At 61.6% G+C, this 23,282-nt stretch carries 22 protein-coding genes; 11 read left to right on the top strand and 11 right to left on the bottom strand.

Annotated features, from left to right (window positions below):
* Positions 1-198: 198 nt before the first annotated feature.
* The 4 genes from AC1DLO_RS09255 to AC1DLO_RS09270 form a co-directional block, all read right to left on the bottom strand.
* A complete protein-coding gene (locus tag AC1DLO_RS09255) occupies positions 199-1,005 on the bottom strand; it encodes an amino acid ABC transporter ATP-binding protein (RefSeq protein ID WP_476889941.1) in 807 nt (268 codons plus the stop codon).
* Positions 1,002-1,931: an amino acid ABC transporter permease gene (locus tag AC1DLO_RS09260; protein ID WP_476889940.1), complete on the bottom strand. Its 930-nt coding sequence runs from the start codon at positions 1,929-1,931 to the stop codon at positions 1,002-1,004. The genes AC1DLO_RS09255 and AC1DLO_RS09260 overlap by 4 nt, the downstream gene beginning before the upstream one ends.
* A gap of 12 nt (positions 1,932-1,943) precedes the next feature.
* Positions 1,944-2,882, bottom strand: a complete 939-nt coding sequence (locus tag AC1DLO_RS09265; protein ID WP_476889939.1) for an ABC transporter substrate-binding protein — start codon at positions 2,880-2,882, stop codon at positions 1,944-1,946.
* Between the two features lie 843 nt (positions 2,883-3,725).
* Positions 3,726-4,103: a cupin domain-containing protein gene (locus tag AC1DLO_RS09270; protein ID WP_476914465.1), complete on the bottom strand. Its 378-nt coding sequence runs from the start codon at positions 4,101-4,103 to the stop codon at positions 3,726-3,728.
* Positions 4,104-4,381: 278 nt separating this feature from the next.
* On the opposite strand from AC1DLO_RS09270, the gene AC1DLO_RS09275 reads away from it, so the two are divergent.
* Positions 4,382-5,506, top strand: a complete 1,125-nt coding sequence (locus tag AC1DLO_RS09275; RefSeq protein WP_476889937.1) for a class I SAM-dependent methyltransferase — start codon at positions 4,382-4,384, stop codon at positions 5,504-5,506.
* A 31-nt stretch (positions 5,507-5,537) separates the two neighbouring features.
* Here the strand turns inward: AC1DLO_RS09275 and AC1DLO_RS09280 are convergent, their stop codons facing one another.
* Complete coding sequence (locus AC1DLO_RS09280) at positions 5,538-6,428, bottom strand: aminoglycoside phosphotransferase family protein (RefSeq protein WP_476889936.1); 891 nt, start codon at positions 6,426-6,428, stop codon at positions 5,538-5,540.
* 128 nt (positions 6,429-6,556) lie between these two features.
* On the opposite strand from AC1DLO_RS09280, the gene AC1DLO_RS09285 reads away from it, so the two are divergent.
* From AC1DLO_RS09285 to AC1DLO_RS09300, 4 genes are all read left to right on the top strand, one after another.
* Entirely contained in the window at positions 6,557-7,810 is a 1,254-nt protein-coding gene (locus AC1DLO_RS09285; protein ID WP_476889935.1) for an ROK family protein, read from the top strand.
* Between the two features lie 101 nt (positions 7,811-7,911).
* Positions 7,912-9,267 carry an extracellular solute-binding protein gene (locus AC1DLO_RS09290; protein WP_476889934.1) on the top strand — a complete coding sequence of 452 codons (1,356 nt, stop codon included), beginning with the start codon at positions 7,912-7,914 and terminating at the stop codon, positions 9,265-9,267.
* Positions 9,268-9,270: 3 nt separating this feature from the next.
* A complete protein-coding gene (locus AC1DLO_RS09295) occupies positions 9,271-10,167 on the top strand; it encodes a carbohydrate ABC transporter permease (protein ID WP_476889933.1) in 897 nt (298 codons plus the stop codon).
* Positions 10,164-11,042 (top strand): carbohydrate ABC transporter permease, encoded by an 879-nt coding sequence (locus AC1DLO_RS09300; protein ID WP_184735515.1) that lies wholly within the window; start codon positions 10,164-10,166, stop codon positions 11,040-11,042. Before AC1DLO_RS09295 ends, AC1DLO_RS09300 begins: the two co-directional genes overlap by 4 nt.
* A 51-nt stretch (positions 11,043-11,093) precedes the next feature.
* On the opposite strand, the gene AC1DLO_RS09305 is transcribed toward AC1DLO_RS09300, so the two are convergent.
* The gene (locus AC1DLO_RS09305; RefSeq protein ID WP_265981384.1) at positions 11,094-11,297 is read right to left on the bottom strand and encodes a hypothetical protein; all 204 of its coding nucleotides are present in this window, start codon (positions 11,295-11,297) and stop codon (positions 11,094-11,096) included.
* Between the two features lie 449 nt (positions 11,298-11,746).
* On the opposite strand from AC1DLO_RS09305, the gene AC1DLO_RS09310 reads away from it, so the two are divergent.
* Both AC1DLO_RS09310 and metE read left to right on the top strand, forming a co-directional pair.
* A complete protein-coding gene (locus AC1DLO_RS09310) occupies positions 11,747-12,715 on the top strand; it encodes a methylenetetrahydrofolate reductase (RefSeq protein WP_476889932.1) in 969 nt (322 codons plus the stop codon).
* Positions 12,716-12,781: 66 nt separating this feature from the next.
* Positions 12,782-15,115, top strand: coding sequence for a 5-methyltetrahydropteroyltriglutamate--homocysteine S-methyltransferase (metE, locus tag AC1DLO_RS09315; protein WP_476889931.1), 2,334 nt, complete (start codon positions 12,782-12,784; stop codon positions 15,113-15,115).
* 137 nt (positions 15,116-15,252) lie between these two features.
* Here the strand turns inward: metE and AC1DLO_RS09320 are convergent, their stop codons facing one another.
* Together AC1DLO_RS09320 and AC1DLO_RS09325 are read right to left on the bottom strand one after the other, a co-directional pair.
* Positions 15,253-15,759 carry a DUF2004 domain-containing protein gene (locus AC1DLO_RS09320; RefSeq protein WP_184735500.1) on the bottom strand — a complete coding sequence of 169 codons (507 nt, stop codon included), beginning with the start codon at positions 15,757-15,759 and terminating at the stop codon, positions 15,253-15,255.
* 51 nt (positions 15,760-15,810) lie between these two features.
* On the bottom strand, positions 15,811-16,788 hold the full coding sequence (locus AC1DLO_RS09325; protein ID WP_476889930.1) for a LysR family transcriptional regulator: 978 nt from the start codon (positions 16,786-16,788) through the stop codon (positions 15,811-15,813).
* Between the two features lie 494 nt (positions 16,789-17,282).
* On the opposite strand from AC1DLO_RS09325, the gene nrdH reads away from it, so the two are divergent.
* The 4 genes from nrdH (at position 17,283) to nrdF (ending at position 21,304) form a co-directional block, all read left to right on the top strand.
* A complete protein-coding gene (nrdH, locus tag AC1DLO_RS09330) occupies positions 17,283-17,525 on the top strand; it encodes a glutaredoxin-like protein NrdH (RefSeq protein WP_028267421.1) in 243 nt (80 codons plus the stop codon).
* Positions 17,526-17,582: 57 nt separating this feature from the next.
* Complete coding sequence (gene nrdI / locus AC1DLO_RS09335) at positions 17,583-18,053, top strand: class Ib ribonucleoside-diphosphate reductase assembly flavoprotein NrdI (protein WP_184735497.1); 471 nt, start codon at positions 17,583-17,585, stop codon at positions 18,051-18,053.
* 11 nt (positions 18,054-18,064) lie between these two features.
* Positions 18,065-20,212, top strand: a complete 2,148-nt coding sequence (nrdE, locus tag AC1DLO_RS09340; RefSeq protein ID WP_476914473.1) for a class 1b ribonucleoside-diphosphate reductase subunit alpha — start codon at positions 18,065-18,067, stop codon at positions 20,210-20,212.
* 117 nt (positions 20,213-20,329) lie between these two features.
* The gene (gene nrdF / locus AC1DLO_RS09345; protein ID WP_059389329.1) at positions 20,330-21,304 is read left to right on the top strand and encodes a class 1b ribonucleoside-diphosphate reductase subunit beta; all 975 of its coding nucleotides are present in this window, start codon (positions 20,330-20,332) and stop codon (positions 21,302-21,304) included.
* Positions 21,305-21,379: 75 nt separating this feature from the next.
* Here nrdF and AC1DLO_RS09350 read toward each other — a convergent pair whose 3' ends face one another.
* From AC1DLO_RS09350 to AC1DLO_RS09360, 3 genes are read right to left on the bottom strand one after another with little or no spacing between them, the layout of a single operon-like run.
* On the bottom strand, positions 21,380-22,333 hold the full coding sequence (locus AC1DLO_RS09350; RefSeq protein ID WP_476889929.1) for a hypothetical protein: 954 nt from the start codon (positions 22,331-22,333) through the stop codon (positions 21,380-21,382).
* Complete coding sequence (locus AC1DLO_RS09355) at positions 22,330-23,037, bottom strand: cytochrome b N-terminal domain-containing protein (RefSeq protein WP_476889928.1); 708 nt, start codon at positions 23,035-23,037, stop codon at positions 22,330-22,332. Before AC1DLO_RS09355 ends, AC1DLO_RS09350 begins: the two co-directional genes overlap by 4 nt.
* Positions 23,034-23,201: a hypothetical protein gene (locus AC1DLO_RS09360; protein WP_476889927.1), complete on the bottom strand. Its 168-nt coding sequence runs from the start codon at positions 23,199-23,201 to the stop codon at positions 23,034-23,036. Before AC1DLO_RS09360 ends, AC1DLO_RS09355 begins: the two co-directional genes overlap by 4 nt.
* Positions 23,202-23,282: the final 81 nt, after the last annotated feature.

A 23,282-nucleotide genomic window follows, 5' to 3' on the forward strand; every position in this document is an offset into this window, starting at 1 on the left:
CGTGGACCAAGTTCATGCCGCCGAGTGAGGCCTCAACTTTTTGGAAATTGAGAGAGCCACCCGCAGGGGTGGCTCTCTCGTTTTATCGGCCCCATCAAGCGGCCCAGTCTGAATTGGGCTCAAGCTCTAGCTGCTCCGGTACGGCCACCAGCTCGATCGAGGATGCCGCGGTGTTTAGCGAGCTGGCGTCACGTTTTCTCAGCGGACAGAGGCAAGGAAGGCGCGGGTGCGTTCGTGCTGTGGGTTGCCGAGAACCTCCGAAGGGGGGCCTTGTTCGATGATGCGCCCGCCATGCATGAAGACGACTCTGTCTGCCACATCGCGGGCAAAGCCCATCTCATGGGTGACGACGATCATCGTCATCCCCGATGCCGCAAGCTGCCGCATCACAGCGAGGACATCGCCAACCAACTCCGGGTCCAGGGCTGACGTCGGTTCGTCGAACAGCATGAGCTTGGGCTGCATGCACAAAGCGCGGGCAATGGCGACACGCTGTTGCTGGCCGCCAGAGAGATGACGAGGATACGCATTCACTTTGTCGGCGAGCCCGACCTGTTCCAGGAGGCTGATGGCCCTGGGACGAGATTGTTCCGGACTCTGGCCCAGCGCCATCTTGGGTGCCAGCAGGAGGTTTTCGATCACCGTCAAATGAGGAAACAGATTGAAGTGCTGAAAGACCATCCCTGTGTTGGCGCGTTCACGGCATATCTCGGCGTGGGTCTTCTCATGGAGCTTGTGGCCCTTGACCGTATATCCCACCATTTGATCTTCAATCCAGAGGCGGCCGCCGTTGATCTTTTCCAGGTGGTTGATGCACCGCAGGAACGTACTTTTGCCTGAACCGGACGCCCCGATCAGGCAAACCACTTCCCCTGGCTGTACTTCCAGATCGATGCCCTTCAAGACTTCGTTCGATCCATAGCTCTTGCGGACACCAACCGCACGGACCATGGCCTGGTTCTTGGCGGGGTCAGCGGCTACGTGCGGCTTTTCCATTGTATTCATTGCATTGGAGCCTTTCGGACGGCCAGGGGTGCGTGTGTTCGCAAAAGGATCAGTACTTTCGCCAGCGTTGACGGCGGAAGGTTGCGATGTGAGCCGCGGGCAAAGTGCCGTTCCAGGTAGTACTGGCCCATGCCGAAGATGGTGGTGATGATGATGTACCAGATGCTTGCCACCAGCAGGAGCGGAATTACCTGGAAATTCTTCGAATAAATGATCTGGGATGAGTACAACAATTCCGGTACGGCAATCACGCTGACCAAGGACGTTGTTTTGAGCATGCCGATCACTTCGTTGCCTGTCGGCGGAATAATGACGCGCATCGCCTGGGGCAGGGTGACCTTGAGCATCGTTTGCATTCGGGTGAGTCCGAGAGCGGCCGATGCTTCATTTTGGCCGTCGTCAACGGAGACAATGCCTGCCCGTACGATTTCGGACATGTAGGCGGCTTCGTTCAGACCCAGGCCAAGAATTGCCGCCAACATCGGAGTGATCAGAGAGTTGGCATCCAGGTGCAGACCGGGAATGCCGAAGGTGATATCAGGGTAGAGTGCCGCCAAGTTGAACCAGAACAACAACTGCACCAAAACCGGCGTGCCACGGAAGAATCCGACGTATCCAGAAGCGGCCGCTCTGACTAACGGGTTCACTGACAACCGCATGACGGCCAGCACCACGCCAAGAGCCACACCAACAACCATGCAGACGGCAGTCAGGCCGAGGGTAATGCCAATACCGTTGATGATGGTCGTATCGCGAAAATACAAAGCGACCTGATCCCAACCGAACCGGGGGTTTGTGGCCATGGAGTACAACAGGAGGCCGAATAGTGCGGCCACTAGCAAGGCAGCAACCCATCGCGCGGGATGTCTGTGCTGTACTACAACGTAGCCGTCTGCGGCTGCTGCAATGTTCTTACGGACGGTCACGGCTGACACTGCCTAGCCAACCTGCGCGGCAGTGATCTCGGCTCCGGCGGGTACTTCCCATTTCTGGAAGATCTTGCCATAAGCGGGATCGGTGGTCAGAGCCTTGACAGCGGCGGCGATTGCGGGCGTCAGCGGTGAGTCCTTGGGCAGGGCGATTCCTCCGGGCGCCGCCTTGAATTCTTTGCCTGCCGCCAGCTCGAAGCGTCCATTCGCGAGCTTGCCTTGGTACGCCAGAGACACACTGGTGGACATGACACCATCCACCCTCTGAGAGGTCAGGGCAAGGTTTGCTTCGTCCTGGGACGGGAAAAGTTGAATGTCCAATGCCGGCTTACCGGCATCGGTGCATTGCTTGGAGAATTCGGGCAGGAACGTAATCGCTTGCGTTGTGCCCTTTTCTCCAGCAATTTTCAGCCCGCACATGGTCAATGGATCGTCGAGCGAGAGCTTCTTGGAGTTCCCTGGCAAGACCGCAAGCCCTGATCCGGTGGCCTCGTACACCACAAAGTCAGCGTGCTTCTGCCGCTCAGGGGTCACCGAAAAGGACGACATGGCGATGTCGTACTTGCCCGACGCGATTCCGGGAAGGATCGTGTCGAAAGTCGCCGGGACCATTTGAATCTTGATTCCGAGCGTCTGGCCAATGGCCGCAGCCATGTCGGCGTCGAACCCGACAACTGTTTTGTTATCGCTCCCGTAGAACTCAAACGGTGCATACGTAGGGTCGGTCGCGACCGTCAGGATCCCTTTGGAGGCGATTTGGGGAGGCAGGAGGGCGGCAGCCTTGGAGTTGAGCGGCGCGGCCGAAATCTGCTCTGTTGCACCGTTCGAGGGTGCTGAGCCTGCCGCTGTTGAACCGGACGTTTGTGATGCGTTCGTGCATCCGGCCAATGTTGCAGCCGCCGCGATGGCGACGCAGCCTACGACGACGGGTCTGCGGAAGTAGCGCATGGGAAACCTTTCAAGATGTGTGAGTTGAAGGTGAATCAACGGACGGTGTCTTTCCCTCGGGCGGGAAGGACCTTGGCTATGCCGCTTGATGGCGGTCACGTGCCTCTTGGAGTGGTCGCTTTGTGGGCATCTCCGTGTGCACCTTCGGCTGGGGATTGGCATTGAGGGGCCTGGCGGAGCCGGAAATCAGCGTGATCTAGGTCTCTCTCAGAAAGAACTATAGGTGTTTTGGTATGCCATGTCTATGGAGGGGTGACTGTGGCCCGATTGAGCTTGCTCTAAATCTGGCAAAAAAATGCCGCGCTTGCAGGGAATGACTCGAATGCCTCCCGAAGACATCTCCTCTCAAGATTTCTTATGGTATACCAGACGGAGAGATTGTAGTTGCGTCAGGCAAGAAGGCGGTGGGTCTGGCGGGACTGGACTCGAGGACGAAGTCCGAGCTGGCGCTGCCCGCGCATCGAGGAGATTTGTCGACGATTGCTTGTTGTCTTGTCCGTTAGGGGAGAGACTCGCAGGGCCGGCAAGGGAAGACCAAAGGCATATCCACTCACCCGGTTGGCAGGGGAGATTCGCCCACACGCGTTTGTGCCGCCGAGCGTAACGCGTTCGCTGGCGCGGCCCGGCCGTGAAGGTGAGGCATCCGAGAAGCTGGTCGCTGACGAACTCCGGCCGTCCCGCGAGGAGAACCGCCGTTCTTGCGGTCAGGACGACGCGGGGAGGGACTCCTGCGTCCTGGCTTTCGCGACGCCACCGCCCACCGGGTGCGAGTGTTCTCCTGCCGGTGTCCCGGGTGAAGGATCCGGGACACCGGCAGGAGGTGTTGCAAGGGAGGCCGGGCTGCTACTCGGGCTTGACTCCATAAACTGCTGCGCTGACAAACTCGATGGCCGAGTACTTCTCGTCACCTACTACCCAGGCATTGTGTCCTGGCGGGATGGTGTAGGAATCTCCTTTGGAGATGCTGATCTTCTTGCCGTCGGTCGTCTCGACTTCCAGTGCGCCGGAAAGGCAGTACCCTACGTGGTTGGCCTGGCAGGAATCGGTTTGGACCACCGGTTTGATGCAATCGGCCCACGTCCAGCCTGGCTCGAACGTGAAGCGGCCTATGGTGTAGTCGCCAACGGTGACGATTTCGATCACGGTTTTGTCCGGACGGCGGGTTTCATCGGGTGAATTGTGTGACTTTACTTCAAGCTGCGTGACGAGATTGACAGTCATGGTCTGCTCACAAGGGGAGTGGGAGCCGGGTCTTCTAGGTCCGCAGCGTGGCTCGCTCTCCGCAGCGGACCCTGGTGTCTGGGCTGCTTGCGGCGCGTGCCGTGCCCTTCAGCAGCGGGCAGACGGTCGGTTACTTGCAATCTCTACCATCCTCCGCAGCCCTCGTGTTGTCGAGGGTTCCCGTGGGGGATAGATTGCTGGAGGCCGCCGGACCATTCGGCAAGCCGAGAAGCGAAAGAAGGCTCGAGTTCAGCGTGACCCTATTGGACCCTCATGAAATGGACCTTGATGCACTGTTTGGCGGCCTGCGCCGGTTCCCTGACGTTGAGGCCGAGAACCTGCAGGCGCACGATGCCACCGACCGGCTCCTCCTCGAGACCGCGGCACGGTACGTGCTTAGTCCGGAGATCCGCGTTGCAGTGATCGGTGACCGCTACGGAGCCCTGACCTTGGGCGCCTTGGCGGCTCTCGGCGTCGAGCACGTCCGGGTGACCCAGGACCTCTACGTGAGCAGTCTCGCACTCCAGCGGAACGCCGCGGCGTCAGGGTTGTCCGGTCGCTTCGAAGAGTTCGAGTTGGGAGCCGGGTTGCTCGACGGCGCCGAACTGGTGATCATGCAGTTACCCAAAGCGCTCGCGGAGCTGGAGGAGATCGCCGACGCCGTTGCACGCTTTGCAGCGCCCGGCGCCGTCGTGTTGGCCGGTGGACGCGTCAAGCACATGTCCTTGGGCATGAACGCCGTCCTGGAACGTAGCTTTGAGTCTGTGCAGCCACAGCTCGCGCAGCGGAAATCACGGGTCCTCATTGCCCGGGAACCAAAACGTCCGGCCACTGCGGCGCCCTTTCCTGTCTCGGAACGGAACACCGAGCTAGGCATTACAGTCTGTGCCCACGGGGCCGTGTTCTCGGGCACGAAGCTGGATATCGGCACCCGCTTCCTTTTGGGCTTCCTGGACAAGATTCCCGACGCCCGCCACGCGGTGGACCTCGGCTGCGGGACGGGAATCCTCGCCACCATGTACGCGCGGGACCGGCCCAATGCCCGCGTTACTGCCACCGACCAATCAGCCGCAGCAGTCGCGTCCACCAAGGCCACCGCGGCAGCCAACGGCTTGGGAGATCGGGTCACGGTAGTTCAGGACGACGCCATGTCCGCCTTTGAACCGGGCAGTGCAGACCTCATCCTGCTCAACCCGCCGTTCCACCTCGGCACCAGCGTGCATGCCGGGGCGGCCACGAAGATGTTTGAGGCCGCCGCGCGGGTCCTTGCTTCCGGCGGTGAGCTCTGGACTGTCTACAACAGCCACTTGCAGTACCGCTCGGCTCTGGAAAGACTGATTGGGCCCACCACTGAAATAGGCCGGAATCCGAAATTCACTGTGACACGCAGCGTTAAACGTTAGGCGCCAGCGAAGGTTAGTCAGCGCAGGTCAGTTAACGCGGTTCAGATAGCAACTGGTCCAGCGCGAAGCGCCCGATGCTCGACATCTGAGGGTTGTCATCCGAAAAACTCACCATGGCCGTCGCCAACAAGACGGCCCAGCCGCGGGCGCGGCTCCATGTGCCGGCATCAACGGCGGGGCCCATGGCCGCCATGAAACGCTGCCGCGCACCGCCGTCGAACATCAACCACGCGACGGCGAGATCGACGGCGGGATCCCCGGCCCCAAGGTCTCCGAAGTCGAGGACAGCCGCGAGCCGCCCGTCAGGACGCAGGAGGATGTTCGCGGGGTGGAGGTCACCATGCAGCCACAGCGCGGACCCCGCCCACGGCACGGCCATGCAGGCTTCGGACCAGAGCTTCCGCAACCGCGGGGCCTCCGGATAGCGGCCGTAATCTTCGAGTCGGCCCAGTAACGCGTCTGACCTCGTCTCCAAGGGCACCCCGCGGACGGGGTTGACCGGGGCGCCCGGTGCTGCGGGCACGTGGATGGCGATGAGGAACGCTGCCATGTCCAAGGCCGCAGCATTCCGGGTTGCTTGGGGCACAAGCGCCGCGGAGATCCCATCCAACCAAGGGGTCACGCTCCAGTGCCACGGATAGTCTGCAGATGGGCGGCCTGAATGGACAGGGCTCGGGAGGGGAACGGGGGAATGCCGGGCGTACGTCTGGAGGTACTGCTGTTCATGGAGTACTAGCTGCGCTGCCGCCTCCCGGCGAGGCAAGCGAACGGCCCAATCCTTGCCGAGACGGTAGATGACGTTGTCCCAACCGTTGGCCACCAGCTCCAACGGAAGTCCGGAGATAGCGGGCAGCTGCTCCTCGAGCAACGCCCTCACTAGCCTTGCGGTCACGTCCAGCTCGGCCTGTGGCATGAGTGCCATGTCCCAGTGCCTCCCGTCTCCAATATCCGTGTCCGTTCCAGATGACGAGCGTGTGGGCATACCGGGACGCGCACACGTGCCGTACGATGCAAATGCAACAGCATTATTCGAATGATTTAGGGGAATCCGTGACTGAGATCCGCCAGCCGAGTCCGAGGCGCGGAACCAATCTGCCACGCATGGGGGACTTCAACCTGACCGTCATTCTCGACGCAATCAGGCGCTCATCCGGCGGACTGAGCCGCGTCGAACTGGCCCAGATCGTTGGCCTCTCACCGCAGACTATCTCGAATATCTCACGCCGCCTGCTTGATCAACGGCTCATTGTCGAAGCCGGCAAGGAAGGTAGCGGTCCGGGCAAACCTCGTACCATCTTGCGCCTGAACCCTGCCGGAATGTATGCCTTGGGCGTCCACCTTGATCCCGCGGTCATTACTTCCGTGGTCCTGGACCTGGTGGGCGACGTTGTGAAGCATTCCCGGATCCCCACTCCTGGCGGCAGTGATCCATTGCGCGTCATCGCCGCCATCGCCGATGAAATCAAGACGCTGATCGAAGAATCCGGCGTCGATCAGGGGAAGATCGCGGGACTTGGCGTCGCGGCGCCGGGTCCCATAGATCTCGATGAGGGCACCGTCGTCGACCCGCCCCTGATGGTGGGTTGGGACCGGGTGCACTTGAGGGATGCCCTCGCCGAAGCCACCGGGCTTGAGACCCTCGTGGACAAGGACGTGACCAGTGCGGCCGTCGCGGAAACGTGGGCGGGCGGTCCCAGCGGTACGGGCAGCTTCATTTTCATGTACATGGGCACCGGCATCGGCTGCGGGATCGTCCTGAACGACGAAGTGGTCCGCGGAACATCAGGCAACGCCGGCGAAATCGGCCACATCATTGTCGACCCGGACGGCCCTGCATGCGATTGCGGCCTCCGCGGGTGCGTCAAGTCCTCCTGCATCCCGCAGGTCCTCGTGGCCGAGGCCGAAGAGCAAGGTGTCCTGGACGGTGGCCGCAAGGGGACAGAGGGGCCGGAAGTGCAGGAGGGCTTTGCCAAGCTGTGCGATGCAGCTGACTCCGGCGACGAACGCGCCATCGCGATCATCGACAAGTCCGCGGTGCTGGTTGCCCGGGCCGTTGCGGTGGTGACCAACACCCTCGACGTCGAGCGGGTAGTCTTTGGAGGCCCCTTCTGGGGCCGCATGTCAGAGCGATACTTGAATCGCATTCCTGCCCTGCTCGCCGCCAACAGCGCCGCCAGCAGCATTCACGGCATTGAAGTTGTCGGAACCGGAGTGGGCGAAGACGTCGGCGCTATTGGCGCGGCCTGCCTGGTACTGGAACACACGCTTGCGCCGCGCGCCCAGCGGCTCCTCTTGGAAGGCTGAGGTCTTTCACTGCCCTGCGTCGCAGGGCTTTTTATCAATATCGGCAAGAGGCTGGGCCAGCTGAAGTGTGGGGGCTGCAGCCGTATGAAGATCGGAGCGTCATGCGTCGCCTAGCCAGGATCGGAGCAGCACTGCTCGGCGTAGTCGGCCTTTTGGCCTCGGCCGCGTGTTCCACCCCATCACAAGCCAATGACAAAAGGACGATCAAGATCGTCTATCAAAAGACGGACTCTTTCACGGCGCTGGATAAGGTCTTCACGGACGCCAAACGGGAATTCGAAGCCGCCAACGCAGGCGTCACGGTGGACCTGCAGCCTATCCAAGCCAACGACGACGACTACGGCACCAAGCTCGCGCTGGCTCAACGGTCTCCGGACACGGCGCCGGACGTCTTCTACGAGGACACCTTCAAAGTCCGTTCGGACGTTGACGCCGGCTACCTCCTCAAACTCGACGGACAACTGGCCACCTGGGACGAGTGGTCCAAATTCAACGAGGGCGCAAAGGCTGCGGGACGCGGTGACGACGGCGGTATTTACGCGATCCCGCTTGGCACCGACACCAGGGCGATCTGGTACAACAAGACAGTCCTTCAGAAGGCCGGCATTCCCTTGCCATGGCAGCCGAAAACCTGGGATGACATCCTGACGGCGGCCCGCAAGATGAAGGCCGCGGATCCGGGCGTTGTGCCATTCAACATGTACGCCGGGAAAGCCACCGGTGAAGGAACAGTCATGCAGAGCTTCTACGAGCTGCTTTATGGGACGGGAAGCTCCTTGTATTCAGAAAACGACAAGAAGTGGGTGCTGGGATCCAAGGGATTCACCGATTCGCTCCAATTCCTGAAGACCCTGTACGACGAGAAGCTCGCCGTGACACCGTCGGAAGCGCTCGATTCCAATGTGTGGAAGAAAGTCTTTGGTGAGTGGCTGCCGAAGGGCAAAATGGGCGCCACCGTGGAAGGCTCCTACACGCCGTCGTTCTGGCAAAAAGGCGGTTCCTACGAATGGGCCGGCTATGCGCAGGATATGGCGGTAGCCAAGTTCCCCACCCAGTTCGGGCAGGATCCGGGCGGCGTGAGCATGTCCGGTGGATGGACCCTCGCCGTCGGTGCGAAGACCAAGAGCGCGGACTTGGCTTTCAAGTTCCTGACCACCGCCGTGAACAAGAAGAACGCGCTTGCCTTCGACGTCAACAATTCGCAGATCGCCGTCCGCACCGATGTCGCTTCTGATCCCGGTTACCAAGCGGCCAACCCGTTTGTGAAGGATGTCTCCGATCTCGTGGCTGTGACGCACTATCGCCCGGCAACCGCTGACTACCCGAAGATTTCCCTCGCCGTCCAGCAGGCCACCGAGGCTGTCATCACCGGCAAACAGAGCCCGGCCGAGGCGGCGGCCGAATACGACGCTTCGGTCAAGAAACTGGTCGGTGACGCCAAGGTCATGCAGAAATGACGCATGCCAGTCCCTGATTCCCCTGATCGCGGCTCACTGCGTCGCAGGTTCCGCTTGCTGCCGGTAGTGCCGTCGATCCTGTTGCTGGTCCTCTTCATGTTGGCGCCCGTGGCGTGGTCCTTCTATGCCTCCTTCACCGACGCAGCGTTGTCCGGCAGGGCGGCCCTGAACCCTCAGTGGATCGGCCTGGACAATTACGTCCGGATGTTGACGGACTCCGTCTTCCCTCTCTCTGCCTGGCTGACGGTGGTCTTCGTGGGCGCGTCTGCAATCCTCGGACAAAACGCCCTGGGCCTGGTCATCGCCCTGCTGATGACCAAATCCGGGGGTGCGACGGCGTCGCTCGTGGGCACCGCAGTGGTTGCCTCGTGGGTGCTGCCGGAAATCGTTGCTGCCTTCGCTGCCTATGCGTACTTCAGCCAGGACGGTACGCTCAACCAGCTCTTGGGAATGCTCGGCGTTCACGGCGCCAACTGGCTGTATGCCTTCCCCATGGCTGCGATCATCCTGGCCAATGTCTGGCGGGGCACAGCGTTTTCCATGTTGGTCTACCGGGCGGCGCTCTCCCAGGTCCCGCGGGACGTTTCCGAAGCCGCCCTCATGGACGGTGCCCGGGGGTGGCAGCGGCTCGCCTTCATCACCCTGCCGATCATCCGCGGGAGCATCGCTACAAATCTCATGCTGATCACGCTCCAGACGCTCGCGGTCTTCACCCTGATCTGGGTGATGACGGCGGGCGGCCCCTCCAACGCGAGCACCACTTTGCCGGTGCTCGCGTACCAGGAAGCCTTCAAGCTTGGAGATATCGGCTACGGCACCGCGATCGCTTCGGTTTTGATCCTGATCGGCATGGTCTTCGGAACGGCGTACGTCAGGCTCCTTCGCAGGGTGAACCCATGACATCCTTGCGCCGGGGGCCGCGGCTTAGCGAAAGACGCCCGACTGCGGTGGCCGGGGGACGGCCCCGTGTCCGGTTCGCTGCCAATGCGGCTTTGGCGGTGATCGGTTTGTGCTTTGTGCTGCCCTTGGGGTGGCTGCTTCTTGCCTCCGTTGATCCGCACGCCGGGTACCAGACGCGCTGGCCGCAATCGCCGTCGTTAGCTAACTTTGCCGCCGTGCTGACGCCTGACTTGCTGTTCCAGCCGCTCGTGAACAGCTTCCTGCTCTCCGCTGGAACCGCCGTCGTCAACCTGGCTGCCGCCGTGCTCGCGGCCTATCCGCTGTCCCGCTACCAGTCGCGGTTCAACAAGCCTTTCCTGTATGCGATCCTGTTCGGCACGTCGCTCCCGGTCACGGCAATCATGGTGCCGGTCTATGGCCTGTTCGTGCAGCTGCAGTTGCTGGACTCGATGCCGGCAACCATCTTCTTCATGGCAACCACCACCTTGCCCATGGCCATTTGGATGACGAAGAACTTCATGGACTCCGTGCCGCTCGAGCTGGAGGAAGCTGCCTGGATGGACGGTGCCTCGGGACTCGCCACGCTCCGGAGAATCGTCGTGCCCCTGATGAGGCAAGGGCTGGGCGTGGTGTTCATCTTCGTCTTCATCCAGGCCTGGGGGAACTTCTTCGTTCCATTCATCCTGCTGTTGTCTACCGCCAAGCAGCCGGCCGCGGTGTCCGTCTTCAGCTTCTTCGGCCAGCACGGAGCCATCGCCTATGGGGAACTCGCCGCGTTCTCCATTTTGTATTCAGTCCCGGTGCTTATCCTCTACACCGTGGTGGCCCGGGGCTCGGGCAGCGCATTTGCACTCTCCGGGGCGATGAAGGGCTGAGCAGCCGTCAGCGACGCCATCGCTGGCCCCCGTAGTCCGCGTCGCAGCGTCCTAGTCGATGTCCTCCACGATGGTGCCGTACGGAATGGAATCATCAAGATGGGCCTGGTGACCGGTAAGCCCGGGGTTGTAGAGGACACGGACACCGTGAAGCTTGTCCGCCGCGGATTGCATCAAGATGGGGCGGATGGTCTGGATGAACCGCTCATCCTTGCCGTCGAGGTATTCCTGATAACTGGCTGGAAGCTGAATCATGGCAAAAGAATAGTCCTGCCGGACCGTGATGGGGAGGGCTCCCAGACGCGGTTCTCTGTGGGGTACTCCTTGCGGCTTAAGCCCGGCCGAAAGCCCAACGAACAATCTTCAGAAATCAGGCGAAACGTAGCGTAAAACTGCGTCTTAATTCGGTGGACGATTTGTGGCGCCCGGAACCCCGATCTAGAGTCGTAGTCAAGTTACCGCGGTAACGTGTCAGCGATCCTCCGCCGGATCTGCCTCTCGAAGGCAGGCAGGAGGGTGTGGGTGCCCCCATGTGGGCCTGACATTTGCACACGGACAACTTCATTCCAGGCGTAACAGTCGCGGCTGCGCCCTGCTGGAGTTCGTTGCGTGTATCCCCAAACTCAATTCACCGATTCTGCAGTTTTAGGACTTGGAATTCAAGTCCCGGATCGCAGACCCGCTGACACAAGCCAAGGACGCAAATGTCACCACCAAGCCTCATCGACACCCATCCAAACCTGACCGGCGCTGCACCCGTCGCCTTGTCCTACGAACTCTTCCCGCCCCGCTCTCCAGCGGCTGCGGAATCGTTGTGGACCACCATTGGGGAGCTTGAGGCCACGGATCCCGACTTCGTCTCTGTCACCTATGGTGCCAGCGGCTCCAACCGGGACACCGCCGTCGAGCTCATCAACCGGCTGCTGCTTGAAACCACCCTCCGGCCGCTGGCACACCTGACTTGCGTTGGAAACACCCCGCAGGAACTGGCTGAGATCATTGGCGAACTGCTGGACAACGGCGTGCGCGGCATCCTTGCCCTGCGCGGCGACCTGCCCAAGGACAGCGGCCAGCCGGTCAGCGGCTCCTTGCGTTACGCCCAGGATTTGATCGAATTAATCCGCCGTGTGGAGCAGCGACGTTCCGCCCTGCTGTGCGCAGGCAAGATCGCCGTCGGCGTGGCCGCCTATCCCACTCGCCACCCGGAGTCACCGAGCGTGGAGCACGACGTCGAGGTGCTGCTTGCGAAGCAGCGCTCGGGCGCCGACTTCGCCATCACGCAGGTCTTCTTCCACACCGAGCAATATGCAGACCTGATCTCCCGTGCCCGACGCGCAGGCGTCACCATCCCGATCATTCCCGGGGTTATGCCGCTGACGAGCCTTCGTCGGCTCAAGCGCCTCGGCGAGCTCACCGGCGTCGAACCGGCACCGGAACTCATCGAACGCCTTGCTGCCGCGGACACTGACGCCGAGCGGCGCAAGATCGGAGTCCGCGCCACGGTGGACCTGGCCAACGCAGCACTCCAAGCCGGCGCTCCAGGCATCCACCTGTACACCTTCAATGAGCACACCTGCGCCTTGGACGTACTGGACAAGCTTGCGCTGCCCCGCCCGGCCCGCCCTGCCAGCCGGCTTCATGCCATCGCCCGCCGCCAAGAACTCGTCAGCTGATCAGCCAACGCTGCTCCGCTACCCCTAGACACCTCGATTTGCACCTACTGTCCGAAGGAAACTCCCATGACTGATCAGAACACCACTCAATTCCCGGCAGCCTCGATCCTCGGCTACCCGCGTATCGGCCGCCGTCGCGAACTCAAGAAGGCCGTTGAAGCCTACTGGGCCGGCAAGATCGACGCTGCTGCCCTTGACGCCGCTGCCAAGGACATCCAGCTGACCGTTGCCAAGCGACTCCAGGAACTCGGCCTCAACGAAGCCGCCGCTGTTCCGGGCGCCTTCTCCTACTATGACCAGGTGCTCGACGCCACCGCACACCTGGGCGCCGTCCCGGCCCGTTTCGGCCAACTGCTCAACGCCGAAGGCCAGCTCGACATCGATGGCTACTTCACCCTGGCCCGCGGCAACAAGGAACAGCAGCCGCTGGAAATGACCAAGTGGTTCGACACCAACTACCACTACCTCGTTCCGGAAATCGGCCCGGAGACTGACTTCAAGCTCGCTTCGAACCGCATCGTCGAGGAATTCGAGTTCGCCCTGGCCAACGGCATCGAGACCCGTCCGTACATCGTCGGCCCGGTGACCTACCTGCTCCTCTCCAAGGCTTCGGACGATGCCCCCGCAGGCTTCGCTCCGCTGTCCCGCCTCGAGGACATTCTCCCGGTCTACGTTGAACTGCTCGGCAAGTTGGCCGCTGCTGGCGCCAGCTGGATCCAGCTGGACGAGCCGGCCCTGGTTGTTGACCAGGACACCCCGGCCGCAGAAATCCAGGCTGCCGTCGCACGTGCCTACGAGGTCCTCTCCGGTGCCGCAGAGCGCCCGCAACTCTTCGTCTCCACCCCGTACGGTTCCCTCGATGGCCAGCTCGGCACCCTTGCCGCGACCAACATCGACGCCTTGCACATCGACGTCTTCAAGGGTGCGGTCCCGTCCGCCGCAGCCCTGGCGGCCCTCGGCAACAAGACCCTGGTTGCCGGCGTCGTCGACGGCCACAACATCTGGCGCAACGACCTCGCCGTCTCGGCCGCAAAGCTGGACGAACTGAAGGCCGCAGCCGGCAAGCTCGCCGTCAGCACCTCCACCTCCACCCAGCACGTTCCACACGACACGGCCGAGGAGACCCAGCTCTCGGAGCAGCTGCGCAGCTGGCTTGCGTTCGCAGACCAGAAGGCCGTCGAGGTCAAGACCCTTGCGGACTACCTGGCCAACCCGGCTTCCGCTCAGGCCGCCATCGACGAAGCTTCCGCCGTGATCGCCTCCCGCGCCACCGCCGAAGGCGTGCAGCGTGCCGATGTCCGTGCCCGCACCGCCGCCCTCACTGACGCCGACTTCAACCGCTCCGAGTATTCGGTCCGCGAAGCCGCCCAGGAAGAAGCGCTGCACCTGCCGCCGCTGCCCACCACCACCATCGGATCCTTCCCGCAGACCTCGGAAATCCGTTCGGCCCGCGCCCGCAACAACAAGGGCGATCTCACTAACGAGCAGTACGAGCAGCTCATGAAGGACGAGATCAAGCGCGTCGTCGAGCTGCAGGAAGAGCTCGGCTACGACGTCCTGGTGCACGGCGAGCCCGAGCGCAACGACATGGTTCAGTACTTTGCCGAGAACCTGGAAGGCTTCGACGTCACGGTCCACGGCTGGGTCCAGTCCTACGGCTCCCGTTGCACCCGTCCGTCCATCCTTTGGGGCGACGTTACCCGCTCGGCTCCCATCACGGTTGCCTGGGCCGAATACGCGCAGTCCCTCACCAGCAAGCCGATGAAGGGCATGCTCACCGGTCCGGTCACCATCCTGGCCTGGTCCTTCGTCCGCGACGACCAGCCGCTGGGCGAGACCGCCAACCAGGTCGGCCTCGCGCTGCGTGACGAGATCGCCGACCTCGAAGCTGCCGGCATCAAGGTCATCCAGGTGGACGAGCCCGCACTGCGCGAACTCCTGCCGCTGCGCAAGGCTGACCACGCCGCCTACCTGAAGTGGTCCGTTGACTCCTTCCGCCTGGCCACTGCCGGTGCTGCCGACGCAACCCAGATCCACACCCACCTCTGCTACTCGGAGTTCGGCGTGATCATCGACGCGATCGACGGCCTCGACGCCGACGTCACCTCCATCGAGGCAGCGCGCTCCCGCATGGAGGTTGTCCACGACCTCGAAGCGCACCACTTCGGCCGCGGCGTTGGTCCGGGCGTCTACGACATCCACTCGCCGCGCGTCCCGGGCGAAGCCGAAGTCACCGAGTTGCTGGCCACTGCCGTCAAGCACGTTCCGTCCCGCCAGCTCTGGGTCAACCCGGACTGCGGCCTGAAGACCCGTGGCTACGCCGAGACTGAAGAGTCCCTGCGCAACCTGGTCAAGGCCACCAAGACGGTCCGCGCAGGACTGCTGGAAGCAGCCAAGTAGACCACTGATGCAATAAGAGAGCTCGCAGAGGCTCCAAGGTTGGTGCGGCCTGCCGCGCCAACCTTGGAGAAGCGAGCGAACGGGCGGCCAGTCACCTCGAAAGGTGACCGGCCGCCGTCGTACCCTTTACTCCTGTGTCAGGACTCCCAGAGGATTTCGTCGTCCACCACGCCGTCCTCGTCCGCCGCGACCACCAGGAGCTCGTCGGTGAAGTGCGAGCCCAAGGTGAAATCGAGGACGAAGTAGCGCTCCGGCTGGCCGGGATAGATCGCCACGTGGCCAAGCTTGAGGGCCTTGAGGAAGACGTCCTTGGTGAGCTGCGCCTTCTCCCGGACGCCGAACACTGCCTCCAGCTGCTCTTCCTTGAGCTGCGTGGAGTGGAAGTGGAGGAACTGCTGGGAGTTGGTGCCGTCCTGGTCCAGCTCCTCGGCAATCATGTCCCGGACCTGGTCCACTAACTCGGGGAGGTAGCCCAGGCGGTAGTCCACCTTGTGGAGGGCCTTCTCGTCGAAGTGGTCGTGCGCCGCGACGTTCAGGTCCAGTTCGAGGGGATTTCCTGCGAGCTCGTGAGAAGCCACGTAGCAGTGTTCCCGCCCGTGGTTGAGCTCGATTTCCCCAAAATGTTTGCTCGCTACCTTGCTCATGTCTTCAAGATAGCCCCAAACAAGCGGCCTGTTCCAGCATCCTGAAAGATTTCAAGTCCGCGGTTTGGGCGTTGACTTTTGCGTCCTTTTGGGCATCACCGCGGGGCCGCCGGCCCGGACTGCCGCCGGGCTCCCGCGAAGCGTGTCGGCCAGCAGTTCCGTGAAGAGTTGCACTTGTGCGGTGCGCTTCTCGTTGATGAGCAGTGCGAACACGTTGCGGGCCAGGCGGATGTCCGGGACGTCCAGGACCACGACGCCGGGCGGTCGGTGCCGGAGCGCCAATTCCGGCACCAGCGCGGCACCGAGCCCCGCGGCGGCCATCTCGAGGCTCGCGTGGAAGTCATCGCTGTAGGCCACGACGCGCGGGTGCAGATTGCAGCTGGCAAACAGGCGTTCGATCACGACGGCGTCGCTGGTGCCCGGGTGATGGATGATCCATGGCATGTCGGAGAGCTGCGAGGCCTGCATTTCGGCGTCCTCCCGAATTCCCCAGGACGCGGGGAGCACCACCCGGAAGTCGTCGTCGCCGATCCATTGCCGTTCCAAGGTGTGCGGCCACGCGAGCCCGGACTGGCCCACCTGATACACCAGCGCGAGATCCAGTTCGCCGCCGCTGCGCAGTCCTTGGATGGTTTGGGAGGGTTCAGCCACCCACACGCGGAGTTCAATTCCCAGTTTGTTCCACCGCGGGTTCCGCAGGATGTCCGGTAGTACGTACGTGGCCAGGCTGGGGAAGATGCCCAACCGGAGCTCCTGGGCGGGGGAGTCCGTGCTCCTTGAGGCGGCCGCGAGCAAGGTTTCGACGTCGGTGAGCACCTTCGACGCATGGCGCACCATGGTGAGGGCGGCTTCGGTGGGAACAACGCTGCGCGCGGAACGGTGGAAGAGTTCGACGCCGGTGTCCCGTTCCAGCGCTGACATCTGTTGGGATACGGCTGAGGCGGTGTAACCGAGCCGCGTGGCGGCCGCCGCGAAAGAGCCGAGCCGCGTGACCTCAATCAGTGTCCGCAGGTGGAGAAGGTTGACCATCGGTGATCCTTAGGCTTGGTGCCGGCCGAAATCCGTGCCCAGCCAGCATAGCCGTGTGAATTCGGTCTCCGCTCCTGCTGTTGATGTGCCTGGTGAGCCCCCTGGAGTGTGGCGGGCGACTCACGAAACAGGGTTTGCAAGATCCCGCGACACGCCGGGATCCCCGCGACACGCTGACGATTAAATGTGGCTAAGTAGTCCACAGGGTGTGGATTACGTCTCCGGATTTGGCGGATTCACGGACATTTTTACCCCCTTTGCCTGTGGACTACCGGTGCGTAAAATGACATACTTGTAATACATCATCTTGGGGTTCCGCTGAGGCGCTTGCACTACATGTAGTATCGATTTACGGATTGAGCGGGAAACCAGCACAAGACATGAATAGAGCGTTTGGCCGCCTTGGCGGCCAGCGGGCCAGTATCGGAGGAATCAGTTCCGGTCGGGGCCTGCCAATACGAAGAGCAAAGACTTCAACAAAGGGGACAGGGACCATGACTGTAACGGTTTACACGAAGCCGGCCTGTGTTCAGTGCAACGCAACCTACCGTGCACTCGACAAGAAGGGCATCGCCTACCAGAGTGTCGACATCTCCCAGGATGCCGAGGCCCTTGAGCGCCTGAAGGCCCTTGGATACATGCAGGCTCCCGTCGTGGTGACCGAGCAGGATCACTGGTCAGGATTCCGTCCGGACAAGATCGAAGAGCTGGCACTGGCTGCCGCTTCCGTGGCCTAGGCCTTCCGGTCCTTCGCCACAACAACAAAGTATTCCAATGTAGTCGAGGTGACTCCCATGGCAGCGCTGGCAACAGCACCTGCACAAGTAGCGGCTGAAGCTGTCAGCACGCGGAGTCACCTCATCTACTTTTCCTCCACATCTGAGAACACCAAGCGCTTCGTCCAGAAGCTCGGCGTCGACGCGGCACGCATCCCGCTCCACGCCAAGGACGCGCCGCTGCTCGCGCTGGAACCTTTCGTCCTTGTGCTGCCTACGTATGGCGGCACGAATGGCGAAGGATCGGTGCCCAAGCAAGTCATCAGGTTTCTGAACAACCCGCAGAACAGGGAACTGATCCGCGGCGTCATCGGAGCAGGAAACACCAACTTCGCGGAAAACTACTGCATGGCGGGAGACATCATCGCCACCAAATGCCGGGTTCCGCTTCTTTATCGATTCGAACTCATGGGGACTCCGGAAGATGTTGACCGGGTCAATCAAGGATTGGAAAAGTTTTGGACACGACTGTCGCAGACACAGAAGTAACCAAGGGCGCTGTGGATACCGCCAAGGTCAAGAAGCCATTGCCGGAGGCCTATAAGGGCCTTGGCTACCATGAGCTCAACGCCATGTTGAACCTCTACGGTCCGAACGGGGAGATCCAGTTCGAAGCCGACCGCGAGGCCGCGCACCAGTACTTCCTGCAGCACGTGAACAACAACACCGTTTTCTTCCATGACTTGGAAGAGAAGCTGGACTACCTGGTCAAGAACCAGTACTACGAGCGCGAGACGCTCGACCAGTACACGATGAACTTCATCCGTGACCTCTTCAATCGCGCCTACAAGAAGAAGTTCCGTTTCGAGACGTTCCTCGGCGCCTTCAAGTTCTACACCTCCTACACGCTCAAGACCTTCGACGGCAAGCGTTTCCTGGAGCGCTACGAGGACCGCGTCTGCATGGTTGCCTTGCACCTTGCCCGCGGCAACGAAGAACTTGCCAGCCGCCTCGTCGACGAAATCATCGACGGCCGCTTCCAGCCCGCAACGCCCACGTTCCTCAACGCCGGCAAGGCCCAGCGCGGCGAGCTGGTCTCCTGCTTCCTGCTGCGCATCGAAGACAACATGGAGTCGATCGCCCGCGGCATCAACTCGGCGCTGCAACTGTCCAAGCGTGGCGGCGGCGTAGCCCTCTCGCTGACCAACATCCGCGAGCATGGCGCCCCGATCAAGCAGATCGAGAACCAGTCTTCCGGCGTCATCCCGGTCATGAAGCTCCTCGAAGACAGCTTCTCCTACGCCAACCAGCTCGGTGCCCGCCAGGGTGCAGGGGCCGTGTACCTGCACGCCCACCACCCGGACATCTACCGCTTCCTGGACACCAAGCGGGAAAACGCCGACGAGAAGATCCGCATCAAAACGCTGTCCCTCGGCGTCGTTGTCCCGGACATCACGTTCGAGCTGGCCAAGAAGAACGAGGACATGTACCTCTTCTCCCCGTACGACGTCGAGCGCGTCTACGGCGTCCCGTTCTCCGACATCTCGGTCACTGAGAAGTACTACGAGATGGTGGACGACTCCCGGATCAAGAAGACCAAGATCAGCGCCCGCGAGTTCTTCCAGACCCTCGCGGAGATTCAGTTCGAGTCCGGCTACCCGTACATCATGTTCGAGGACACCGTGAACCGGGCCAACCCGATTGCCGGCAAGATCACCATGAGCAACCTGTGCTCGGAGATCCTGCAGGTTTCCACGCCGTCCATCTACGCTGAGGACCTCAGCTACGAGACGGTTGGCAAGGACATCTCCTGCAACCTTGGTTCGATGAACATCGCCAAGACCATGGATTCCCCGGACTTCGGCTTGTCGATCGAGACGTCCATCCGTGCCCTTAGTGCGGTGTCGGACATGTCCTACATCAACTCGGTGCCGTCCATCGCGCAGGGCAATGCCCAGAGCCACGCCATCGGCCTCGGCCAGATGAACCTGCACGGCTACCTTGCCCGCGAGCACGTCCACTACGGTTCCGAAGAGGGCCTGGACTTCACCAACATCTACTTCTACACGGTGCTGTTCCACGCCTTGCGTGCCTCGAACAAGCTGGCCATCGAGACCGGCCAGTCCTTCGGCGGCTTCGAGAACTCCACCTACGCGAGTGGCGAGTTCTTCAACAAGTACACCGAGCAGGAGTGGGCACCGGAGACCGAGCGAGTCCGTGAGCTCTTCGCCGGCATCCACATCCCCACCCAGGATGACTGGCGTGAGCTCAAGGCTTCCGTCATGGAGCACGGCATCTACAACCAGAACTTGCAGGCCGTCCCGCCCACCGGTTCCATCAGCTACATCAACAACTCGACGTCGTCGATCCACCCGGTGGCCGCCAAGATCGAAATCCGCAAGGAAGGCAAGATCGGCCGCGTCTACTACCCGGCTCCGTACCTCGACAACGACAACCTGGAGTACTACCAGGACGCGTACGAGATCGGCTACGAGAAGATCATCGACACCTACGCCGCCGCCACGCAGCACGTGGACCAAGGCCTGTCCCTGACGCTGTTCTTCAAGGACACCGCCACCACGCGTGACATCAACAAGGCGCAGATCTACGCATGGCGCAAGGGCATCAAGACGCTCTACTACATCCGACTCCGCCAGCTCGCGCTGGAAGGGACCGAGGTTGAGGGCTGCGTTTCCTGCATGCTGTAACCGATAACGGTTGTTTATTTGCGGCAGCCGCCGCGCCTCAAAACTGAAGAGTACGACGCCGGGTGAGCGCCCGGCGTCGTACGCTTACCTTAAGAACACATACGTTAAGGGGACGAAATGACCGAGAAGGTCAAGCTGCTTAGCCACGTCGAAGCAATCAACTGGAACCGCATCCAGGATGACAAGGACGTGGAGGTCTGGAACCGCCTGGTCAACAACTTCTGGCTGCCGGAGAAGGTGCCGCTGTCCAACGACGTCCAGTCCTGGCACACTCTCACGCCGGACGAGCAGCAGCTCACCATGCGCGTATTCACGGGCCTGACCCTGCTGGACACCATCCAGGGCACGGTGGGCGCCGTTTCCTTGATCCCGGACGCGATCACCCCGCACGAAGAGGCCGTGTACACGAATATCGCCTTCATGGAGTCGGTGCACGCGAAGTCGTATTCGTCGATTTTCTCGACCCTGTGCTCCACCAAGGAGATCGACGACGCCTTCCGCTGGTCCCTCGAGAACGAGAACCTGCAGAAGAAGGCGCAGATCGTCATGGACTATTACCAGGGCGACGATCCCCTGAAGCGCAAGGTGGCTTCCACGCTGCTGGAATCCTTCCTGTTCTACTCCGGGTTCTACCTGCCCATGTACTGGTCTTCCCGTGCCAAGCTCACGAACACGGCAGACCTCATCCGCCTGATCATCCGCGATGAGGCCGTGCATGGCTACTACATCGGCTACAAGTTCCAGAAGGGCCTCGAAAAGGTCTCCGAGGAGAAGCGCCAGGAAATCAAGGACTACACGTTCGAGCTGCTCTTCGAGCTGTACGAAAACGAAGTCCAGTACACGCATGACCTCTACGACGGCGTCGGCCTGGCCGAGGACGTCAAGAAGTTCCTGCACTACAACGCCAACAAGGCGCTCATGAACCTGGGTTACGAGGCCATGTTCCCGGCTTCCGTCACCGACGTGAACCCGGCCATCCTCTCGGCACTGTCACCCAATGCTGACGAGAACCACGACTTCTTCTCCGGGTCGGGTTCGTCTTACGTGATCGGCAAGGCTGTTAATACTGAGGATGAGGACTGGGAGTTCTAGCTCCTCCTCCCTCCTCCCTTCATCACGAATTCTTGGCGGCGGATGCCGTTTCAGCGAAACGTTCTATCGCCTGCGCTAGCGGTGTTTGTAGTAGTCCCGCCAGATCAGTCGGTGCACAGGTATGCGGCGTGGCAGTGACCTGAGCCCGGGGATGAAGGGCGCCAAGGTCAGGAGGAGCGTCAGGAGCACCATGGTGAACACGACGAGGACGTCCGCGTTTGGCGCTGATTTGAACGGTTCCACTTGGTAGAGGGCTGAGAAGAGCCAGAGCCATGACTGGCCGGGGTAGTTGCCGGTTTCGTTCATCATTCCCCACTGGTCGCCTGTCAGGTGCTGGGCGTCGGCGATGCCGGGGAAATAGGTACCGTCGCCGAGGAACAGGATGCTGGCCTTGTAATCGGTGTTGTAGAACGATCCTTTTGCGCTCAACACCGGATCAAGGGTGCCCTGCTGCGCCATGGTCAGAAGTGAGCTGGTGAGGGCTGGTACCGGGCCGTAGTCGCCGGGCGCCACCTTCGCCGGGTCGTTGTCCGGGGCTTTGCTGAGTGCGTCAGTGTAGGCGGCAGCCCAGGCAGCGTGTTGAGCGTCGCTTGCCTTGGTCCATTCGTCGATGGCGGGCGGGGGTGTTGGGAGGGTTTGGAGCGGGCTGATGACGAAGTCGTTGGCCGTGTCGATTGGAAGCCGCACGCCGGAAAGGCTTTGCAGGTCGATCGGGCCGAGTTTTTGCGAGGCATCGGGCGTTGAATTGTAGGGTGGTCCGTACCCGGCAGTGTTGCTGGTGCCGCCAAGTTCCGCCGTGGCTGTTGCCACGAAGTCCGCGGGCTGGGCCTGGGCCCAGGATTTGAGGGTCACACTCGGGTCGTCCGGCGAGCTGAAGACCGCGGAGAGGCCGAGGACAAGCAGACCAACGACCACCAGTCCAACGGCAAGTTCCTTGAACAGATCGTATTCACGCAGCGTGCCGGACCATGGCCTGCTGGCGATGTCGTTGCGCCTGCGCCACGAGGTTGACACTGGGGACTTGGTCATTTCTGGTTCTCGCTCTCGGTGGCCGGGATTGGTGCCGTCGAGCTCAGCTGGGCGTCGGATGGGTCAGCTTCCAACGGCGGCACCACGCCGTGCATCCGAACGAGCACAACATGGAGGGCGACGACGACGGCGACTGCCAGGGGAAGGAGGGTGATGTGCCACATGAGTATTTGCCCCAGATCGGCAACGTTGAACCACGCCCCCACACCGACCGCGTTGAGGGCGTCTTTGGCCTGGAAAGCAATCCACTGCGAATCGAAATTTGTTTGAAGCAGGTATCCGGTGAACGCCGTGACGATCGAGACGACAAACGCGAGCATCCCGGTGATCCAGGTCAGCACGCGCCCGCCTCGCCACGCGGCCATCCAGAACTTGCCCCAGAGGTGGATCACCATGAACATGAAGAACAGTTCAACGCTCCACAAATGGGTGCTGTTGATGAAACGGCCAAGTCCGGAGACGTGGAACCAGGTGGGACCGTTCAGGGCCAGTACGACGCCAGAGCCAATGATGTAGACGAGGGCGGCAACTGCGCCCATGCCGAAGACGTAAATCCAGGACGAGACGTAGCTCGGCTGGCCTTCCGGAAGCAGCTTGTCCGGCGGGAGCCGGCGCAGGGCCCATCCCTGGGCCTTTCCTGTCCAGGTGGAAAAGCGTGGTTCGCCGTCGTCGGCAGCGGAAACCGGGCCACGGTCAGCGGTCATTTCCGGCTCCTTCCGTGTGGAAACGGAATCACCAAGGCGAGAATGAATAGCACGACCATCGTGGCAATGACCACCAGATTGCCGAATTGGATCAGGAAATCACCCCACTGGAAATAGATTCCGGTATCCGGCATTCCGGCATCCGCCTGTTGTATTCCGAGCATCACTGCCTCTTTCGGTGAAAGGCGAACCTTGGGTGGGAAGCCTTCCTATGAATGACGCTACAAGCTTGGCGGCCAACAAAC

The organism is Arthrobacter sp. 01T419, assembly GCF_056398865.1.

Bases quoted from the DNA above. Each gene is read 5' to 3' on its own strand.
- AC1DLO_RS09255 (WP_476889941.1), bottom strand. From the start codon at position 1,005: ATGAATACAATGGAAAAGCCGCACGTAGCCGCTGACCCCGCCAAGAAC.
- AC1DLO_RS09265 (WP_476889939.1), bottom strand. From the start codon at position 2,882: ATGCGCTACTTCCGCAGACCCGTCGTCGTAGGCTGCGTCGCCATCGCG.
- AC1DLO_RS09270 (WP_476914465.1), bottom strand. From the start codon at position 4,103: ATGACTGTCAATCTCGTCACGCAGCTTGAAGTAAAGTCACACAATTCA.
- AC1DLO_RS09275 (WP_476889937.1), top strand. From the start codon at position 4,382: ATGGACCTTGATGCACTGTTTGGCGGCCTGCGCCGGTTCCCTGACGTT.
- AC1DLO_RS09280 (WP_476889936.1), bottom strand. From the start codon at position 6,428: ATGGCACTCATGCCACAGGCCGAGCTGGACGTGACCGCAAGGCTAGTG.
- AC1DLO_RS09290 (WP_476889934.1), top strand. From the start codon at position 7,912: ATGCGTCGCCTAGCCAGGATCGGAGCAGCACTGCTCGGCGTAGTCGGC.
- AC1DLO_RS09295 (WP_476889933.1), top strand. From the start codon at position 9,271: ATGCCAGTCCCTGATTCCCCTGATCGCGGCTCACTGCGTCGCAGGTTC.
- AC1DLO_RS09300 (WP_184735515.1), top strand. From the start codon at position 10,164: ATGACATCCTTGCGCCGGGGGCCGCGGCTTAGCGAAAGACGCCCGACT.
- AC1DLO_RS09305 (WP_265981384.1), bottom strand. From the start codon at position 11,297: ATGATTCAGCTTCCAGCCAGTTATCAGGAATACCTCGACGGCAAGGAT.
- AC1DLO_RS09310 (WP_476889932.1), top strand. From the start codon at position 11,747: ATGTCACCACCAAGCCTCATCGACACCCATCCAAACCTGACCGGCGCT.
- metE (WP_476889931.1), top strand. From the start codon at position 12,782: ATGACTGATCAGAACACCACTCAATTCCCGGCAGCCTCGATCCTCGGC.
- AC1DLO_RS09320 (WP_184735500.1), bottom strand. From the start codon at position 15,759: ATGAGCAAGGTAGCGAGCAAACATTTTGGGGAAATCGAGCTCAACCAC.
- AC1DLO_RS09325 (WP_476889930.1), bottom strand. From the start codon at position 16,788: ATGGTCAACCTTCTCCACCTGCGGACACTGATTGAGGTCACGCGGCTC.
- nrdH (WP_028267421.1), top strand. From the start codon at position 17,283: ATGACTGTAACGGTTTACACGAAGCCGGCCTGTGTTCAGTGCAACGCA.
- nrdI (WP_184735497.1), top strand. From the start codon at position 17,583: ATGGCAGCGCTGGCAACAGCACCTGCACAAGTAGCGGCTGAAGCTGTC.
- nrdF (WP_059389329.1), top strand. From the start codon at position 20,330: ATGACCGAGAAGGTCAAGCTGCTTAGCCACGTCGAAGCAATCAACTGG.
- AC1DLO_RS09350 (WP_476889929.1), bottom strand. From the start codon at position 22,333: ATGACCAAGTCCCCAGTGTCAACCTCGTGGCGCAGGCGCAACGACATC.
- AC1DLO_RS09355 (WP_476889928.1), bottom strand. From the start codon at position 23,037: ATGACCGCTGACCGTGGCCCGGTTTCCGCTGCCGACGACGGCGAACCA.
- AC1DLO_RS09360 (WP_476889927.1), bottom strand. From the start codon at position 23,201: ATGCTCGGAATACAACAGGCGGATGCCGGAATGCCGGATACCGGAATC.